Source organism: Gemmatimonas sp. UBA7669, from assembly GCF_002483225.1.
Lineage (GTDB): Bacteria > Gemmatimonadota > Gemmatimonadetes > Gemmatimonadales > Gemmatimonadaceae > Gemmatimonas.
The window spans coordinates 32,772-49,682 of record NZ_DLHL01000048.1 but is presented as its reverse complement, the minus strand read 5'-3'; the positions used below and the strand labels follow the sequence as shown (position 1 = coordinate 49,682).

The 16,911-nt window shown below is 65.2% G+C and carries 14 protein-coding genes and 1 tRNA gene; 7 read left to right on the top strand and 8 right to left on the bottom strand.

The annotated features are described in order from the left end of the window. Nucleotides 1-2 precede the first annotated feature (2 nt). Nucleotides 3-1,553, bottom strand: a complete 1,551-nt coding sequence (locus tag B2747_RS13615; RefSeq protein WP_291161930.1) for a two-component system sensor histidine kinase NtrB — start codon at nt 1,551-1,553, stop codon at nt 3-5. A gap of 276 nt (nt 1,554-1,829) precedes the next feature. Here B2747_RS13615 and B2747_RS13610 point away from each other — a divergent pair, with 276 nt between their 5' ends. Further along, a complete protein-coding gene (locus B2747_RS13610; RefSeq protein ID WP_291161928.1) occupies nt 1,830-2,309 on the top strand; it encodes an HSP20 family small heat-shock protein in 480 nt (159 codons plus the stop codon). Nucleotides 2,310-2,436: 127 nt separating this feature from the next. On the opposite strand, the gene B2747_RS13605 is transcribed toward B2747_RS13610, so the two are convergent. After that, nucleotides 2,437-2,928, bottom strand: a complete 492-nt coding sequence (locus B2747_RS13605; protein WP_291161925.1) for a redoxin domain-containing protein — start codon at nt 2,926-2,928, stop codon at nt 2,437-2,439. Between the two features lie 126 nt (nt 2,929-3,054). Between B2747_RS13605 and B2747_RS13600 the strand changes: the two genes are divergently transcribed. Then, nucleotides 3,055-4,908, top strand: a complete 1,854-nt coding sequence (locus tag B2747_RS13600; protein WP_291161923.1) for a putative bifunctional diguanylate cyclase/phosphodiesterase — start codon at nt 3,055-3,057, stop codon at nt 4,906-4,908. Nucleotides 4,909-4,967: 59 nt separating this feature from the next. On the opposite strand, the gene B2747_RS13595 is transcribed toward B2747_RS13600, so the two are convergent. Together B2747_RS13595 and B2747_RS13590 are read right to left on the bottom strand one after the other, a co-directional pair. Continuing rightward, nucleotides 4,968-6,287 carry a flotillin family protein gene (locus tag B2747_RS13595; protein WP_291161921.1) on the bottom strand — a complete coding sequence of 440 codons (1,320 nt, stop codon included), beginning with the start codon at nt 6,285-6,287 and terminating at the stop codon, nt 4,968-4,970. 63 nt (nt 6,288-6,350) lie between these two features. Further along, nucleotides 6,351-6,893 (bottom strand): hypothetical protein, encoded by a 543-nt coding sequence (locus tag B2747_RS13590; RefSeq protein ID WP_291161919.1) that lies wholly within the window; start codon nt 6,891-6,893, stop codon nt 6,351-6,353. A 229-nt stretch (nt 6,894-7,122) separates the two neighbouring features. Between B2747_RS13590 and B2747_RS13585 the strand changes: the two genes are divergently transcribed. From B2747_RS13585 to B2747_RS13575, 3 genes are all read left to right on the top strand, one after another. Then, nucleotides 7,123-8,112 (top strand): DUF4394 domain-containing protein, encoded by a 990-nt coding sequence (locus B2747_RS13585; RefSeq protein WP_291161917.1) that lies wholly within the window; start codon nt 7,123-7,125, stop codon nt 8,110-8,112. A 136-nt stretch (nt 8,113-8,248) separates the two neighbouring features. After that, entirely contained in the window at nt 8,249-8,845 is a 597-nt protein-coding gene (locus B2747_RS13580; protein WP_291161914.1) for a hypothetical protein, read from the top strand. 222 nt (nt 8,846-9,067) lie between these two features. Beyond that, on the top strand, nt 9,068-10,507 hold the full coding sequence (locus B2747_RS13575; protein WP_291161911.1) for a serine hydrolase domain-containing protein: 1,440 nt from the start codon (nt 9,068-9,070) through the stop codon (nt 10,505-10,507). On the opposite strand, the gene B2747_RS13570 is transcribed toward B2747_RS13575, so the two are convergent. The 3 genes from B2747_RS13570 to B2747_RS13560 form a co-directional block, all read right to left on the bottom strand. Then, complete coding sequence (locus B2747_RS13570; RefSeq protein WP_291161909.1) at nt 10,485-11,921, bottom strand: M56 family metallopeptidase; 1,437 nt, start codon at nt 11,919-11,921, stop codon at nt 10,485-10,487. The two genes, B2747_RS13575 and B2747_RS13570, sit on opposite strands and share 23 nt — an antisense overlap. Then, nucleotides 11,918-12,304 (bottom strand): BlaI/MecI/CopY family transcriptional regulator, encoded by a 387-nt coding sequence (locus B2747_RS13565; RefSeq protein ID WP_291161906.1) that lies wholly within the window; start codon nt 12,302-12,304, stop codon nt 11,918-11,920. Before B2747_RS13565 ends, B2747_RS13570 begins: the two co-directional genes overlap by 4 nt. A 242-nt stretch (nt 12,305-12,546) precedes the next feature. Continuing rightward, nucleotides 12,547-12,619, bottom strand: a tRNA-Ala gene (locus B2747_RS13560). Nucleotides 12,620-12,770: 151 nt separating this feature from the next. Between B2747_RS13560 and ppsA the strand changes: the two genes are divergently transcribed. Beyond that, nucleotides 12,771-15,152: a phosphoenolpyruvate synthase gene (gene ppsA / locus B2747_RS13555; protein ID WP_291161903.1), complete on the top strand. Its 2,382-nt coding sequence runs from the start codon at nt 12,771-12,773 to the stop codon at nt 15,150-15,152. Nucleotides 15,153-15,159: 7 nt separating this feature from the next. Here ppsA and B2747_RS13550 read toward each other — a convergent pair whose 3' ends face one another. Further along, entirely contained in the window at nt 15,160-15,960 is an 801-nt protein-coding gene (locus tag B2747_RS13550) for a DUF481 domain-containing protein (protein WP_291161900.1), read from the bottom strand. Between the two features lie 125 nt (nt 15,961-16,085). Between B2747_RS13550 and B2747_RS13545 the strand changes: the two genes are divergently transcribed. Then, nucleotides 16,086-16,886, top strand: coding sequence for a TonB-dependent receptor (locus B2747_RS13545; RefSeq protein ID WP_291161898.1), 801 nt, complete (start codon nt 16,086-16,088; stop codon nt 16,884-16,886). Nucleotides 16,887-16,911 lie beyond the last annotated feature (25 nt).

Sequence of the window (16,911 nt, the reverse complement as noted above, 5' to 3'; positions counted from 1 at the left end):
GGTCATGCACGCAGTTCCCCCGCATCGGCCGAACGCAGCGGCAGGGACACACGGAACGTGGCCCCCTGCCCCTCGGGAGAGACCAGCGCCAGCGTCCCCCCATGGTCGGAAACGATGCCATAGCAGATGGCGAGACCCAGCCCAGTCCCCTGTCCCGGCGGCTTGGTCGTAAAGAATGGTTCGAACACCTTGGCCTGCAGCGCACGCGGCACCCCCGGCCCCTCGTCTTCGACGTCGAGCTGCGCCATGCGGCGCCCGGCGTCATCGTGGTCGGCGCGTGTGCGAATGGTGACGTGCCCCTGCTCGGGCGTGGCATCGAGCGCGTTCATGGCCAGTGCAATAAGCACCTGCACCAGCTGATCGCTGTCACCTTCCACCAGGAGCGGGACACTGGTCTCGAGGTCGGTGACCAGCTTGATGCGCTTGAAGCGCGGGTGATGCTGCAACAGGAAGAGCCCCTGCTGCACCACCGCATTGAGATCGAAGAGCTCCCGCCCAACCGCCTTGGGGCGCGAGAAATCGAGCAGGCCGTTCACGATTTTCTTGCAGCGCTGCACCTCGAGATCGATGATGCGCAGCAACTCGCCCGACGGCGGCGCCGCATCCCCCAGCTCCCCGGACAGCGACAGCGACTCGGCGCAGGCCGCAATGGTGGCCAAAGGGTTGTTGATCTCGTGCATGACGCCCGCTGCCAGTTGCCCCAGTGCTGCCAGCTTCTCGGCCTGGGCCGTGCGATCGAGCGCCGCCTTCCAATCGGTGATGTCCTCACCAATGGTGATGACGTGCGTCACCGCGCCGCCGCCCAGCCGCATGGGGATCTTGGAAATGCGGTAGGTGCGCATGTCGCCGAAAGCGTTGCTTTCCATCTGGAATTGCTGCAACTGGCCGTTGGCAAAGACCTCGTCGAACTCCCGCTTGAGCAGGCCGGCCGGCTGGCGGTGCAGAATCTCGAAAATGGAGCGACCCACGGCATCAATGCGCGAGACACCCTGCATGCCGGTCTCACGCTTGCGGTTCCAGGCGTGGATGCGGTAGTCGCGGTCTACCACATACAGCCCGTGCGGCAGCGAGTCCACGATGCACTCGATGAAGGCGCGCTGCTGCGCGACCTCGCGCATGCGATCGGACACCTGAGCCTCGAGATCACGGCGATGCGCCTCGCGGGCGAGGGCCACGGCGCACAAGTCGGCAACCGATTGCAGCAGCGTCTGCTCGTCGCTGTCGAACGGCCGCTCGCGATGGACCAGCAGGCTGGCCAAACCCTGGCCGGCGGCGGTCACCGCCAACTGCAGGGGTTGCGCGAGCGGCAGCGCCGCTGCGCCGGCGGCTGTCCTGGCACCGGCGCTGGCACCTGCGCTGGCACCTACGCTGGCACCTGCGCCCTCGGCACGCCACGCAATGTTCCGCGTACGTCCGTCGGCGAACTCCAACGCCACCCGTTCCGCCTCGAGGTCGCGCCCGAGCTGCGCCAGCATCTGCGCCAACCCTTCACTGACCTCGGTGGCATCGGCGAGGTGACGCAGGAGCTGGGGAACGGTCGCGGCGAGCAGCATGATGGCAAGCTACGCATCGGTATTGGACCGGACAAGCTGACCGAAAGTGATTGCGCCCTATCCATCACTATTTCCGGGAGTCCGAACCAAAGCAATTCGCCGCTCCGCCGATTCGACAGGCCAGGCGCCTGATTGGCAGCCGACACAAAACCTCGCTTGCCAATCCGACCCAGCAACGGTGGCACAGTGCCTGCCCCTCCTGACCATTGGCGACGCCGCCCAGGCGTCCAATCTCCAATCACAAATCTCCACGATCCACAACCATCAGAGGATCCCATGACCTACTACCGCATTCCCGCTGTGTCTCCCGCCCCGGTAACCGCCATCCGCCGCGAAATGGATCGCCTGTTCGAGGAGGTCTTTGCCGGCCGCCCGGCCGCGTCGTGGCAGCCAGCCGTACAGGCCCGCGAGGATCAACAGGGCTTTACGATCGCGCTCGATGTCCCCGGCATTCCCGCCGACCGCCTTGAGGTGCTGGCGGAAGACGGCGTGCTGACGGTGCGCGGTGAGCGAGCCGGCCGCGAGCGGGCGGAAGGTGAGCGTATGCTGATCAGCGAGACAACGCAGGGGCAGTTCGTCCGGCAGTTCCGCCTGCCCAAGACCGCCGACCTGCAGAGCATTCAGGCCGAGTATGACCTCGGCGTGCTGACCGTGCGGGTGGCCAAGCTGGCGCCCGCTCAGCCCCGCCGTGTACCGGTGAGTGTGCAGTCGCCCGCTGTGACAAGCGAGGCCAGCACCGAGACCGCGACGGCCTGATCGACGCGTTACCTCTCGGCAGTTGCAGCAACAGGAACGGGGTGTCGTGTTTATCCACGACACCCCGCTTTGTTCAGAAACGTGACTCACGGACGCGACGCACAGCTGCGTCCGTGGGATGTGGAAATCAACCGATCACGTTTTGAATTGCCGCGAGAATTTCCGCATTCTCTCGGCGCTGTCCCAGGGCCTCCTCGACATGCATCCAGCGAATGATGCCCTGCGCATCGATCAGGAAGTAGGCGCGCTCGGAGAAGAAGGTGTCCGGCCGCAGCACACCAAAGGCACGCGACGCCTCACGCTTGAAGTCCGACAGCAGCTCGACCTTCATCCCGTACTTGTTACGGAATTCCTTGAGACTCGGAACCGCATCTACCGAAATGGGAAGCACTTCCACGTTGGCGCCGACGAAGGCGTCGAAATCATCACCAAAGGCACACAGCTCGGTCGTGCAGGTGCTGGTGAAGGCCAGCGGGAAGAAGGCGAGCAGCACCGCCTTCTGGCCGCGGAAATTCGACAGGCTCACCGTCTGGCCCGAGGTGGACGACAACGCGAAGTCGGGGGCTTCGGTACCGACAGCCAGTGGGGTCGTAACGGGAGTGGGGGTGGCGGTAGACATCCGGTTCTGGGCTGAAAGATGAAAAATACGGGGTGGTCACAATTCATCGGGGGACTGGCGAATGTGGAAACAGAGCGTATCGTGGAGACGACGGCCCGATTCCCTGCTTCCTCCGCCCACCGCACCGTGCCTGACCACATCACGGCTGCACCGTCCGATCCTAGCAGACTGCACGTCCTGCTGGTAGACAACGACGCCGCCGACGCGCGCAGTTCCGTCAGCGCGCTGACCGAGCGGCTTGGTGCGCATGTGACCTGTCAGGTGGTCCACACGCTCGCCGAGGCCATTCGGCAGTTGCTGCAGGACCGTCCCGATGCGGTGTTGCTCGATCTCGCACTCAGCGACGCCAGTGGCATTGCCAGCCTGGCCGGCGTGCGTGGCGCGGCCCCCGGCGTGCCCGTGGTGGTGTTCAGCCGGCATCTGGACGATGCGCTCGCGCTGCGCGCCCTTCGGGCCGGCGCGCACGAATGCCTCGACAAGACCGACGCGGCGCCGGCCGCACTGGCCCGCGCGGTGGCCTTTGCCATCGAGCGCCAGCGCAAGCTCACTGCGCTGGAAGCGGCGCGCATCGAGGCGGCGCACCGCGCGACCCACGACCCGCTCACCGGGTTGGCCAATCGCGAGCTCTTCCTGGATCAACTCGAGCGCGCCCTGGCCTTCGGCGACCGCTACGTGCGCAAGACCGGCCTTCTCTTCGTGGACCTCGACGGCTTCAAGGCCATCAACGACACGCGTGGTCACGCCCTGGGCGACGCCTTGCTTCGTGCCGTGGCGGTGCGTCTGCAGGAGTGTGTACGCCGCTCCGACGCGGTGGCCCGCCTTGGCGGTGACGAGTTTGTCGTGCTCCTGCCGGATGTCACCAGCCGCCGCGACGTGGCCTTTGTGAAGGAGGCCATTCTCGACCGTCTTCGCGAGCCTGTGGAAACTTCCGTTGGCGACCCGCTTGTGATCCAGGCGAGTGTGGGCAGCGCCATGTCCCCACTCGACGGGTCCACGGCCAAGGAGCTGTTGGATGCCGCCGACTCGGACATGTACCGCGAGAAGTACCGCACCCGACGCGCCCGGGCGGCCCTCCTGCCCGGCGATTCGCTCATGGCAGCGCACGAGGTCGACCCGCCACCCGTTGTCGCGGCCTCGGTGACGCACAAGCGCGAGGCCCGCCTGCGGAACGCCATGCAGATAGGCGAACTGGAGGTGTACTACCAGCCCATCCACGATGTCGTGGCCGACCGCATCATTGCCGTGGAAGCCCTGCTGCGCTGGCGCGACCCCGAACATGGTCTGCAGGGACCACATGGTTTCCTGAGCCTCGCCGAGGACACCGGTCTCATCGTGCCCATCGGTGAACAGGTGCTGCGTGAGGCCTGCCGCGCCATCGTGCAGTGGCGCGCCCTCGGCACCAGCCATGACCTGCGCGTCGCCGTCAACCTCTCGGCCGTGCAGCTGCGCGAACACGGCTTTGACCGGCGCGTGGCGCAGATCATGTCGGAAACCGGCTGCCCGGCTCCGGCGCTCACCCTCGAACTCACCGAGAACAGCACGCTGATCGACGGCGAGACAGCCATGGGCACCCTGCGCGCGCTCAAGTCGCTGGGGCTTCGGCTGGTGGTGGACGACTTCGGTGTGGGTCACGCCTCGCTCACGTTCCTGCGCGAGGCGCCGGTGGACGGCATCAAGATCGACCGCCGGTTTGTATCCCAATTGCTGGCCGATGCACGCGACCAGGCCATTGTCTCCAGCATGGTTCGGCTGGCTCGCGGGCTGGGACTCGAGGTCGTGGCCGAGGGCGTGGAGAGTGCGGAGCAGGCCCGTCGCCTCGCGCGGCTGCAGTGCTTTGCGCAACAGGGTCGACACTACGGCGATGCACTACCGCTGGCCGCCATGAGTGCCCTGCTGGAGCAGCGGCATCGCATCGGGCCGCGGGACAACAGTTGGGGCACACGAGGGACCAGACTGCGATTTGGTTCAGATGTCAGTTGAAGTGCTGACACGTAAAAACCAATCGGCCAACATCTTGGTGATGTTGGCCGATTGCTTTTTCACTTGCCGTCTTCGCTTGCTGACGAGCCCATGAGCTTGCCGGCCAGCCCCTGAAGCAAGGCATCAGGCTTGATGCCGTACTGCGCCGAGGCCGCCTCGAGCAACTTGGTCATGGCCCCGAGCCGCTGCTGTGTAGCGGTCGCGGTGCCCTGCCCGTCTCCGCCATCCAGCACGACCAGGCGGTCGATCTTGATGTCGGTGGCGGCGCTGGCGAGCGTCTCGATCATGGCCGGGAGCTGCTGGAGATACAGCAGCATGAGGCCGGATTCGCCAGCCGCCATGATCTGCTGCTGCACCGCCTGCAGGGCCTTGGCCTGGGCCTCACCTTGCGCGATGACCGGTGCGGCTGCGGCCTCGGCCTCGGCACGCGCCGCTTCGGCACGGGCCCGGGCCGGCTCAACCTGCTCCACCTGCAGACGCACCCGCGTCACTTCCACGCGGGCCTCTTCCACTGCCTTTTCGGCCTTGGCCTGGGCCTCGTCGGCCGCGGCGCGCGCCGTGCGTTCGGCAATCTGCGCCAGGCGATCAAGCTCGGCCTGCTTCACGCGCAGCTCGTTCTGCGCTGCAGCGACCTGCATCTGCGACTGCGCCCGGGCCACGTCGGCCTCCTGCGTGGAGCGCGCCTGCTCCCGCTCGGTCTCGGCCTTGGTGCGGGCCTCGGCGATCTGCGCGTCACGCAGCACCTCGGCCGTGCGGATACGACCGTAGGCGCGCAGGTAGCCCGCGTCGTCGCTGATGTTCTGGATTTTCAGCATGTCGAGCTGGAGTCCGAGCTTCTGCAGGTCACGCGTGACCTCCTTCATGAGCTCCGTCTCGAACTTGACGCGATCCTCGTTGGCTTCTTCGGGCGTGAGCGTGGAGAGCACGCCACGCAGGTTGGCGGCGAGGGTCTCCTGCGCGAGGTCCGCCACCTGCTTTTCACTCCCCAGGATGCGTTCGACGGCATTGTTGAACACCTCCTCGGGCATGGAGGCGATCTTCACGTTGGCCACCGCCTGCACGTCGATGGGGATACCGCCACGCGCAATGGCGTTCCGCACACTGATGGTGAGCGGAATGGTATTGAGCGTCATCCACTGCGCCTGTTCGAGAATGGGAATGCGGATGGTGCGCCCGCCTCGAACCACGCGATAGCCGACCGAGGTGCCGTCGGTAAGCATGCGCCGCCGGCCGGTAATGACCGCCACCATGTTGGGCGGCACGATGATGAGCAGCTGCTTCACGGTGGCCACGAGCAACAGCAACATGACCACCACAAAGGCCACGCCGCCCAACGAAAACAGCGCCGTGCCGAACCCACCGTCGAGCAATTCGTTCATGCGTTCACTCCGAGGAAGAATGGATACGGTCCCATGACGTTCAGGCCGCTGGCGGCCTGCTCGCTATGGTGCCGTGGGTTGCACGATGGCCACGCCGTTCTCGATCCACCCGATGCGGCAGGTGGCGAAATGAGCGCTGGGGACGTCCTGCACATCGCTGGCCCGCCGGGCGGGCAGCTCGTGCACTTGGCCATGGGCGCGGAAACTGATCACGCCCAGTCCCTCGTCGTTGAATGGCAGCACCAGCTCCGCCACGGTGCCCACGGCCAGTGCGTCGAGCGCCTCCGAGGAGGCCTCACCGCGCTTGAGCATGCGGAAGAGCAGATGCACACCGAACAGCGTGCCAAAACCGGCCAGCAGGGCCGAGGCCCAGGTGGTGACGGGCCCGCGATGAGTGAGTTGCGCGAGGACGCCGATGCCACCGAAGGCGAAGCTGGCCCAGGTGAGATTGCGCAGCGAAAACACGGCAAACAGCCCGGCATCACCCATATGGTGATGCCCATCGGCGCCCAGGTCGCCACTCACGTCGTCGACGTCCGAGCCAAAAAGGCTCATGCCGATCATGATGCCGCCAAAGGCCAGCGCGGCCACGAACCACCAGATCATGCGCTCTGCACTCCCATCGTCGGTCCGGAAAAGGGGCCTCGGGAAGTTGACGCCGTGCATAGGAATGGAACAGCGCCAACTGTGTGATCCTACGCACTTTGTTGGTGATTAGTGACAAGCGGCGATGCATCCGGCCCCAATCGTACGGCGTAGCCGAGGTGTTCTATGCGCCCGGCGGCGTTGGCCGCAGCGCGCGTGCACTTCTTACCGTGCGGGCCACGGAGGGCTCATGCCGTTTTCATTGTCACCGATCGTTGTTCCCCAGGCGTTCGACCGGGGACTCTCGAGTGTTCGTCGGCTTTTGTTGCTGACCGGATGTGGCCTGTCTCTGGCCGCCTGCCAGGGCGACGTGGGCCCCACCGGCCCGGCCGGTGCGCCGGGTGCCCAGGGTCCGGCCGGCCCCGCAGGCCCAACGGGACCACAGGGACCCGCCGGCCCTCAGGGGCCAGTCGGTTCGGCCAACGGGCGCAGCATTTACGGTGTGGATGGCGCCAACTCGCTCATCGTGTTTGGCGCCATCCGTCCGGATATCGTGCTGCGCCGCGTGACGGTGAGCGGCCTGCAGAGCGGTGAGACCGTGCTGGGCATCGACTTCGGTCCGGTGGACGGCCGTCTCTATGCATTGGGCAGTTCGAGCCGCATTTACACACTCGACACCCTGAGCGGTGCGGCCACGGCGGTGAGCAGCACGGCCTTCACGCCTGCGCTGTCGGGCACGAGCTTTGGTTTTGATTTCAACCCCGTGCCCAATCGCATTCGTGTGCACAGCAGCGCGGCGCAGAATCTGCGATTGGTGCCACGTCTCGGTGGGGCCACCGATGGCACGGTGGCTGTCGTGGACGGCACCTTGAACTATCCGCTGGGCGATGCGGGCATGTTGCAGATGCCCATGATCGGCGGCACGGCGTACACCAACAGTGTGAGCGGCGCCGCATCGACGGTCATTTATGCCATCGATTTTGCTCGCGACGTGCTGGTCACCATGGCCGATCCGAACAACGGCGTCATGACCACGGTCGGCCCGCTGGGTGTGAACACGACGGCGGATGTGGGCTTCGACATTGCCGGCAACAACGGCTCGGCCTACGCCACCCTGACCGTGGGCGGCGGCTTCAGCGGCTCCACCCTCTATCAGATCAACCTGCTGACGGGCGCCGCCTTCCCGGTGGGTGGCGTGGCCAACCCGACGCCGCTGCGCGGCATTGCCATCGCGCCGTAACGGGCAAGCCGTAACGGCGGCGGCGCGTCGCCAGCCTGACGTACCTCAAGTGGTCCACAGTACGCCCGGCTGTGGACCACATATTTTTGTGACACCAGGCTTCACGTCTGGCGGCCAGCAGCCGACACTCGTTTGCATGCAGCGCCTCTCCACGCCCTCCAACCCCTGGCAGGACCTGCGTCCCCGGGACGTGGTGTCGTTTTGTTTTGAGGGAGCCACGGTGAAAGCCGAAGTGCTTCGTCTGGACGAAAAGGCCCACGTGGAATCGCCGTTGGGCGCGCCGTATCGCGTGTATGTGGTGTCGGCGGAACCGGGCAGCGGGTACGTCGAGGGGCGCGAGTATACCGTGCGCGCGGCCTGTCTGGTGCCCGATGGCGACGTGAGTGAACGGCCACTTCGCGATCCGAAGCCGGGGCCAACGGTGTCAGCTGGTCGGTCGATTGCTGGCGGTGGATCGGGTACCATCGCGGGCGCGTCGGCCGTGTCGGCGTCGCCGATGTTTCTGGTGGGATATCTGCGGGAAGGCGGGCAATTCCCGGTGCAAGGCGTGCTGCTGGTGCAGGCCGCCGGTCTGAATGAAGCCAATGCCCTGGCGACGCAAACCCTGCAGGCCGAGCTGGAGGCGGACCTTGCCGCCGGCCGCGAGCAGGAGGGGGCCATGGTGATGCTGGTGAATGCGGCGGAGGTGGACGCCACCGCTGCCGGGAGAGTGATTGGTCAGGTCAGTTGGTAGGAGTGGACTGGTAGCATTGCCGTGGTGGGTTTGCATTCGATGCAATGACGAACGCCGCCCGTGACCTGCTGATGGTCACGGGCGGCGTTTGTGTGTTGTACACCGGACACGCAGTCCCATGGATCGACTGGATCGCTGCTGGGTACCCCGAGCGACATGACCCTTTGTCTGAATTCCTCGCAGCGCGCGACGCGCGTAGTGGCGGCATTCCTGCTTCTCGCAGTGCCTTCCATTCCGGCCGAGTCGCAGCAGTCGTTGCCATCGCCAGCGCCGACCGACATGGGCCTTGCCGCCCGCGTCGATTCCATCGCCAGACACTTCCTGCGGGTCGAAGCGGTGTCGGGATTCACGCTTGGCGTACTGCGTGGGCGCGACACCATCGTTCTGCGCGGCTATGGGATGGCCGATCGTGAAGCGAATCGGGCAGCCAGTCCGAGTACGTCCTATCAGCTCGGATCCATAACGAAACAGTTTACCGCCGCGGCGGTGCTGCAACTGGTGGAGCAGAAGCGACTGTCCATCGATGACAGCGTGGGCGCCATTCTGCCGCAGTACCCCACATGGCGCGGCATCACCATTCGGCAGCTACTCAATCACACGTCTGGTATCGTGCCATTCAATACCAGCCCGCAGTGGCTCCCACGACGAATGGAGTCATTGCCGACAGACTCGGTGCTCGGCCTGGTGGCTGCACTTCCGCTGGCGTTCCCCTCGGGCACGCGATCTGCATACAGCAATACGGGCTACCTGCTGCTCGGCCGCGTGGTGCAGGAGCGATCAGGTCTGACGCTCGACGAGTACTATCGCACGCATTTCTTTGGTCCGCTCGGCATGTTGTCGGGGCGCTACTGTGGTAACACTCCGGTCAGTGTGCACGACGCACGCGGGTACACTCACTCGCCTGCCGGCTTTGTTGAACCCGAGCTGCTGGACATGGGGAGCTTTGGTGGCTCGGGGGCGCTGTGCATGTCGGTCCCGGATTTTCTGCGCTGGCAAGTCGCTCTCACGAGCGGACGGATTGTGTCGTCCTCGTGGTACTGGGAAATGCGCGGCGCGGATACTCTTTCCAATGGACGTACGACGCGCTACGGCTGGGGGCTGATCCCCTCAACAATCGAGGGGCACGACGTGGTGAGCCACGGTGGCGATACCTATGGGTTCGGCGCCGAGCAGCTCTGGTTTCCGGATGACTCGCTTCGTGTCGTCGTCTTCGCCAACACCTACGGCGTAGGATTGTCGAGTCAGCTCGCAGGAGACGTGGCGCGGACCGTTCTGGGCTTGAGTGCCCGTCCACCTGCCGCTGAGGTGGAGCCTTCCTTGCGGCAAGCCCTGGCAGGGCGTTATGCGCTGCAAATGCCGGGGGGCAGCACCGTCCACCTGGACATCTGGGAGGGCGGCGCGCGGCTCATGGCGAGACTGGAGGGACAGCAGCCCTTCGCACTCTCGCCACGGGAGAACGGCGAGTTCGGCAGCCCGATTGTCCCGTCCCTTCGCATCCGGGTTAACGTGGAAAACGGTCCTGGTCGTTCGGTGGAGCTTCGTCAAAACGGACTGACGTTGCGCGGGGCGAAGGTGGGGGCATCGCCTCCGTCTGCTCCCGACGTGCAGGCGCACCATCGGCAGCAGACGCCTGGTTTGGTCAGCGTCGAGTTGGCGAATTGAGTTTGACCTCGAGCTCGTTGCGCTGAGACTCGCGCAGCCGCTCGGCAAGGGCGAGCGCCTCATCGGTCGCTCCAGTCCAGATTGGGAGCGGCCCGCCGAGTTCCGACGTGGCCGTCGCGACACTAATCACGACGCCTTCCACCACAACAGCCACCTCTGATCCAGCACGTTGCCGCGTGGTCGCGCGCAACTTGTCGCGCGCGTCGGCGCGCACCACGGCACCAGCAACGGCCTCACCGTAATCGGTCTCGCTCACAAAGATTGAGTCCACATCGGCTAGCGTCAGGAAGGGCTCGGTAACGGTCACAGTCGAACTGTCGCCTTCTGTGCGGCGCGGAAGCACCAGCACGCCGTCTGCAGCTCCCTGAGGAGTGACCCAACGATACTCCAGTGGTGAGCCCGCCCTGTACACGGCCTTGGTTCGCGGTGTGGGTACTGCCGCGATCAAGATACATGCACCAACCATTCCCGCCGTCAGAGCGGCGATCATCGAACGTTTGTGTGGAGTCGGTCGTGTTGTCATTGCGTCAATCCTCTGTTTGAGTTGTGAAGCCCACGGGGAGAGTGGGGCGGCCAGCGACATCGTGACGCGTTGGCCACGAGGGATGCGTGACCGGTGATGCGACACGAGCAACAGGAGCTGCCCGTACACCTTGGGGTTCGGCTGAAAGCGCAGTACGCGTGCATCACAATCGATCTCGATGGCCAGCCGCAATCTGCGCCAGCTCCACCAAAGCACAGGGTGCCACGGCATCAGGACCAGAAGGCACAGCACGATAGTCAAGAGCGTCGGGTCGCGACTGGTCAAATGCTCTTGTTCATGCCGGATCACAAGAGACCGCAGCGATTCGTCAAGCGCCATGGCCCAGCGGGGCATCACGATGGCGGCTGGATTGCCGCCTACCGCAGAAGGGCCGATGTCTTCGGACACCAGGACAGCGGTTCCGCCAACCACCGCAGACTGAAGCCCGGTTCGCATCCGTCGCACCTCGGACATGGCATGCAGCAGTACGCCGAGGAAGAACGCAGAAGCAACAGCCCATATGGCCAGCAGGACTCCGTCGTATGGCGCTGTGTTGTCCCGTATACGGTCGAGACGCTCCCGCAAACGATTGGCTAGACTCTCTGACGCAGAACTGGCGGCAATCGCACCGCTATCCTTCGTAGGGATCTCGTTTGCCATGTCTTCGGGTGCTCTCACAGCATTGAGGGTCGCCACAGCCTGAGCCGCAGGTGTCGACGGTGCGCGCGGCACAAGCGCCGTCGCCGGCAGAAACACCATGGCCACCATGGCAGCCGCCCATACGAATCGGGTTGGTCCCTGCAACGCGCGCACTCCACGCTCGAACAGGACCGAGAAGACGCCCACTACGAGTCCAAGCACAACGGCGTACACCGCCACGGCTGCAATCATCGGTCGTCCTTCTCCAGCTCCGCCAAGCGGCCATTCAAGTGGGCGTGCAACGCCCGCAGCTCATCGGCGTTAAGCCCGTCGCTCTCGAGCAGATGGGCCACCACACTAACGGGCGAACCACCAAAGAACTTGGCGACCAGTCTGGAGACGGCGCTGTCCTTAACCACCTCTTGTGTGACAACGGGGAAGTATCGGAACAACCGCCCTTCCGCCTCGTGGTCCACGAGTCCCTTGGCTTCGAGATTCCGCAGGATGGTGAGCACGGTGTTGTAGGCCAGAGTGGCGGGCAGCCGCTCCTTTACCTCAGCGACCGTGCCCGGACCGGCCGTCCAGAGCACCGTCATCACGTCCAATTCCCGCTCGCCAAGCGACACCTGCTCCATATCAGCCTCAACTAAGTGGATAGTTGAGACTACAACCTAAACCAGACTCTGTCAACTATCAGGATAGTTTGGATCTCCGTAGTCCGCTGGGACTTCGTCAGCCAGCGTCGAAGTTACGGGCCGAGATTGCGCGATGGTGTTTGATGAGGAGGGTTGGCGCGCGATATGGCACAAAAACACGAACGCCGCCCGTGACCTGCTGATGGTCACGGGCGGCGTTTGTGTTGTGTAGCAGATGACAATGGAGCGTATCGGGTTCGAACCGATGACCCCCTGCTTGCAAAGCAGGTGCTCTCCCAGCTGAGCTAACGCCCCGTAAGCCCGCAATATGCGCAAACGGCGCCGGCAGGTGAAGGGCGCAACCAGCTCCGCCAGCCGGAATCGGCCTCCCTGGCCGGGAAGTCCCTGACTGCGCCAACCGCCGCTCCGGCCCAGTGTTACAGAGTCCCTACTGCGGAGACCTGCAATGCTTCAGCCACGACTGGCGGACCGGCTCGACGCCTTTGGCCGGGAGGACCTGGCCGAGGTCGGCGGAAAGAACGCCTCGCTCGGCGAAATGCGACAACACCTCGTGCCATTGGGCATCGCGGTCCCTGACGGCTTCGCGCTCACCACGTCGGCCTACCGGCGTTTCCTCGCGCATAACGCGCTGGACGAGGTGCTGGCCCGCGAGATCGCACGCCTGAACACCGGCACACCGTTGGCCGAAGTGGGGGAGGCCATTCGCACCGCCATGCTGCGGGGTGGCCTGCCGCGGGACGTCACGGAGGTCGTGCTCGGCGAATACGCGGCGCTGTCCCGCCGTCTCGAGCTCGCCGCGCCGCCGGTGGCCGTGCGGAGTTCAGCCACGGCGGAAGACCTGCCCGACGCCAGTTTTGCCGGGCAGCAGGAGTCGTTTCTCAATGTGCAGGGGGAGGCCGCGCTGCTCGAGGCCGTGCCCCGCTGCTTTGCCTCGCTCTACACCGACCGCGCCATTGCCTATCGCGCGCACCACGGTATTGCCCATGAGAGCGTGGCCCTGTCGGTGGGCGTGCAGCACATGGTGCGCAGCGACATCGGCGCGGCCGGGGTGGCGTTCACGCTCGACACCGAGACCGGCTTCCCGCATGTCATCATGATCACGGGGGCCTTCGGTTTGGGCGAGCCCGTGGTGAAGGGCTCGGTCAACCCCGATGAGTGGCGGGTGTTCACGCCGCTGCTTGCGAGCCCCGGATACATCCCCGTACTCGACGCGCAGACCGGCCTCAAGCAGATCAAGATGGTGCTCGATGACGAGGGCACGCCGCAGGTGGTGGAGACCACCGTCGAGGAAAGACTGCGTCGCTGTCTGGGCGAGGAAGAGGTGCTGCAGCTCGCGCGCTGGTGTGCACGCATTGCCGAGCACTACGGACGACCCATGGATATCGAATGGGCCAGGGATGGCGGCACGGGCGCGATGTACATCGTGCAGGCGCGGCCGGAAACGGTTCGTGCGCGCGAGACGGCGGGCGCCGTGAGTTCCTTCACACTTGAAGGATCTGGTCCGGTGCTGGTTTCCGGCGTCGCGGTGGGCAATCGCATTGCGAGCGGGCGCGCCATCGTGCTCTCGGGCATGCATGAGGCGCATGTGTTTGAAGACGGCGCCATTCTGGTGGCGCGACAAACCGACCCCGACTGGGTGCCGGTGATGAAGCGGGCATCGGCCATCGTGACCGACACCGGTGGACGCACCAGTCACGCCGCCATCGTGAGCCGCGAGTTGGGCATTGCCGCCATCGTGGGCGCAACGGGGGCGACGGCGCTGCTCAACGGGCGGCTGGTTACGGTGAGCTGCGCCGAGGGGCCGACGGGCACGGTGTATGACGGCGCCCTGCCCTACCGCGAGGATTCGCTCGATCTCAGCAATCTGCCCGAGACGCGCACGGCCATCATGCTGAATGTGGCCGACCCGGCCATGGCAATGCGCTGGTGGCGTCTGCCGGTGCGTGGCATCGGGCTTGCCCGACTGGAGTTCGTGATCGAGCACATGTGCCGCGCGCATCCCATGGCGCTGCTGCATCCGGCGCGTGTCCCCGAGAGCGAACGCGACGCCATTGCGCGGCTGACGGCCGGCCACGCCTCCCCGGCCGATTTCTTCGTGGACCGCCTTGCGTCGGGCATTGCGCAGATCGCCGCGTCGCAATGGCCTCATCCGGTCATCGTGCGCTTCAGCGACTTCAAGACCAACGAGTACGCCGGGCTGCTGGGTGGCGCGGCGTTCGAACCGCACGAAGAGAATCCGATGATCGGCTTTCGCGGAGCGTCGCGCTACTATGATCCGCGATACCGGGAGGGGTTCGCCCTCGAGTGCCGCGCCGTTCGCCGTGTGCGTGAGCAGATCGGACTCGGCAACGTGGTGGTGATGATCCCGTTCTGCCGCACCCTCGAGGAAGCCGATCGTGTGCTGAACGAAATGCAGGGTCAGGGACTCGTACGCGCCGAGCACGGACTTGCGGTGTACGTGATGGCGGAGATCCCGAGCAACGTGCTGCTGGCGCGTGAGTTTGGTGCCCGCTTTGACGGCTTCAGCATTGGCAGCAACGACCTCACGCAGCTCACACTGGGCGTGGACCGCGACAATGCCTTGCTGGCGTCGCTGTTCGACGAGCGCAACCCGGCCGTGCAGCGCTCCATCGAACGTCTCATTGTCGACGCGCACGCGGTGGGCTGCAAGGTGGGCATCTGCGGACAGGCCCCCAGTGATCACCCCGACTTCGCGGAGTTCCTCGTGGAGGCCGGCATTGACTCGATCTCACTCAACCCCGACAGCGTCGTGCCGGTGCTGATGCGCGTTGCGGAACTCGAGGCGCGACGCAGAGACGGCACGTAGCACGGTGTCAGAACGTGGCGCGCACACCGAACAGCAGTTGTCCATCGCGGTTGCTGAGCGCGCCGCGATCGCGCGCTTCGCTGTCGAGGCGTTCGCGGTGCGTCACGGTGAGCTCCAGGGCGGAGCGCAGCGGGACAGCGAGCGTGCTGGTGCTCTCCATGGTGTACCGCGCAGCGCGATCGATGGTGGGCTGATACAGCGTCAGATGACTGAAGCGCAGCGCCTCGCCTAGCCGTGTGCGATAACGCAGGCGCACCGACCAGCGATGGCGTGTGCCGCTTCCGGCAACCGGTGTGGTGTCATTGAGGCGCAGTCCGCGCGTCTGCTCACTGAGCAGCGCCAGACTGAGACTGGCATCCTCCTGAAAGCCGCCTCGCACCGAGTCGGGCCGCCATGCCGTGAACTTTGCGCCCGCACCAGCGGACACACGGGAGGCGAGGCGCTGCTGCAGACTGGTCTCGGCCAGCCCAAACGCAAATGGACTCCAGGTGGCGCGCGGCGTGAGATCGAGGCCAAAGGTCCCGCGTGTGTTGCGCACAATGACTCGGCGCTCACCGGTCACGAGATCAATGGCGTCGCCGTATCCGGTTTGCAGGTCGGCGCGAAGCTGTCGTGCTGCCGTTTCGCTGGACAGCGACATGAGGCCGTTGAGCACGCGCTGGCTGGCCGCGCCATAGAGGACCGTCCCGCTGGCCTCGACACTGCGACGCCAGGTGGACGGCGCCGATTGGGCGCCCGCCGCATGGCTCAACGACAGGGACAAGCCAAGCAGGAGCGCGGACGGTGTGGTCAGGAAAGAGCGGCGCATAGGCATGTTCGTGAACCGTACCCCACGGATGACGCCGTGAGCCCCCACATAGGTCCCGGTTGTACTCCACGATTCGTCCCGAGCGCACAGATTGATGAAGGACCCCTTTCTCGACGAGCCTCGCCATGACCGCGATAACTCCTGTTGGACGTTGGCTGCTTCCGGCCTCACTCCTGCTCCCCGGTCTGCTGTCCGCACAGGCCAGTCTCTCTGGCCGAGTGATGACGCCGGACAAGCGGCCCCTGTCCGGCGTGGAGGTAAGCATCGCGGCGCTCTCCCGCCGCACCCTCACCGATTCTGCCGGCATGTTTCGCCTCGACAGCCTGGCGCCCGGACGCTACCTGATCGCCGCGCGACGCCTGGGCTTCCGATCTTTCAGCTCCATGACGTCGGTGTTTGCCGGCGAAGGCCCCGAGTACGAGCTCACGCTGCAGCCCACCGTCAATGAACTGGCCAAGGTGGACGTGACGGCGAATCCGATGGAGACCCAGTTCGCGGACTTCGAAAAGCGGCGCCAGCTCAAGTTGGGGCGCTATCTCACCGCCGACGACTTTGCGAAGAACGACGGGCGGCCGGTGGCCGATGTAGTGGCCGGCATACCCGGAGTGGACATCGTGCGCGGTCGCCTCAACGAAGCCTGGTTCGGCAGTCGCCGTGGCGCAGAAACCATTCTGATGGATCGAAAGATTCGGGAAGACGACAAGCAGCGTGGAGCCAATCCGGGCAAGGGCATGTGCTACGCCACCGTCGTCCTGAATGGCCTGGTGGTGTACCGCGGAGATTCCGGCGAAGGACTTTTCGATCTCAACTCACTCAATGCGCGCGACATCAAGGGGGTCGAGGTGTACACCACCACCGCCAACGCGCCGCAGCAGTGGTTGACGGGCAACGGCAGCTGCGGTGTGATTGCGATCTGGACCAAGTAGACCGCGCAACGAAGGCTCGAAACAC

Excerpts from the sequence above, each read along its gene's own strand:
- B2747_RS13615 (WP_291161930.1), bottom strand. The coding sequence starts at position 1,553 with ATGCTGCTCGCCGCGACCGTTCCCCAGCTCCTGCGTCACCTCGCCGAT.
- B2747_RS13610 (WP_291161928.1), top strand. The coding sequence starts at position 1,830 with ATGACCTACTACCGCATTCCCGCTGTGTCTCCCGCCCCGGTAACCGCC.
- B2747_RS13605 (WP_291161925.1), bottom strand. The coding sequence starts at position 2,928 with ATGTCTACCGCCACCCCCACTCCCGTTACGACCCCACTGGCTGTCGGT.
- B2747_RS13595 (WP_291161921.1), bottom strand. The coding sequence starts at position 6,287 with ATGAACGAATTGCTCGACGGTGGGTTCGGCACGGCGCTGTTTTCGTTG.
- B2747_RS13590 (WP_291161919.1), bottom strand. The coding sequence starts at position 6,893 with ATGATCTGGTGGTTCGTGGCCGCGCTGGCCTTTGGCGGCATCATGATC.
- B2747_RS13585 (WP_291161917.1), top strand. The coding sequence starts at position 7,123 with ATGCCGTTTTCATTGTCACCGATCGTTGTTCCCCAGGCGTTCGACCGG.
- B2747_RS13580 (WP_291161914.1), top strand. The coding sequence starts at position 8,249 with ATGCAGCGCCTCTCCACGCCCTCCAACCCCTGGCAGGACCTGCGTCCC.
- B2747_RS13570 (WP_291161909.1), bottom strand. The coding sequence starts at position 11,921 with ATGATTGCAGCCGTGGCGGTGTACGCCGTTGTGCTTGGACTCGTAGTG.
- B2747_RS13565 (WP_291161906.1), bottom strand. The coding sequence starts at position 12,304 with ATGGAGCAGGTGTCGCTTGGCGAGCGGGAATTGGACGTGATGACGGTG.
- ppsA (WP_291161903.1), top strand. The coding sequence starts at position 12,771 with ATGCTTCAGCCACGACTGGCGGACCGGCTCGACGCCTTTGGCCGGGAG.
- B2747_RS13550 (WP_291161900.1), bottom strand. The coding sequence starts at position 15,960 with ATGCGCCGCTCTTTCCTGACCACACCGTCCGCGCTCCTGCTTGGCTTG.
- B2747_RS13545 (WP_291161898.1), top strand. The coding sequence starts at position 16,086 with ATGACCGCGATAACTCCTGTTGGACGTTGGCTGCTTCCGGCCTCACTC.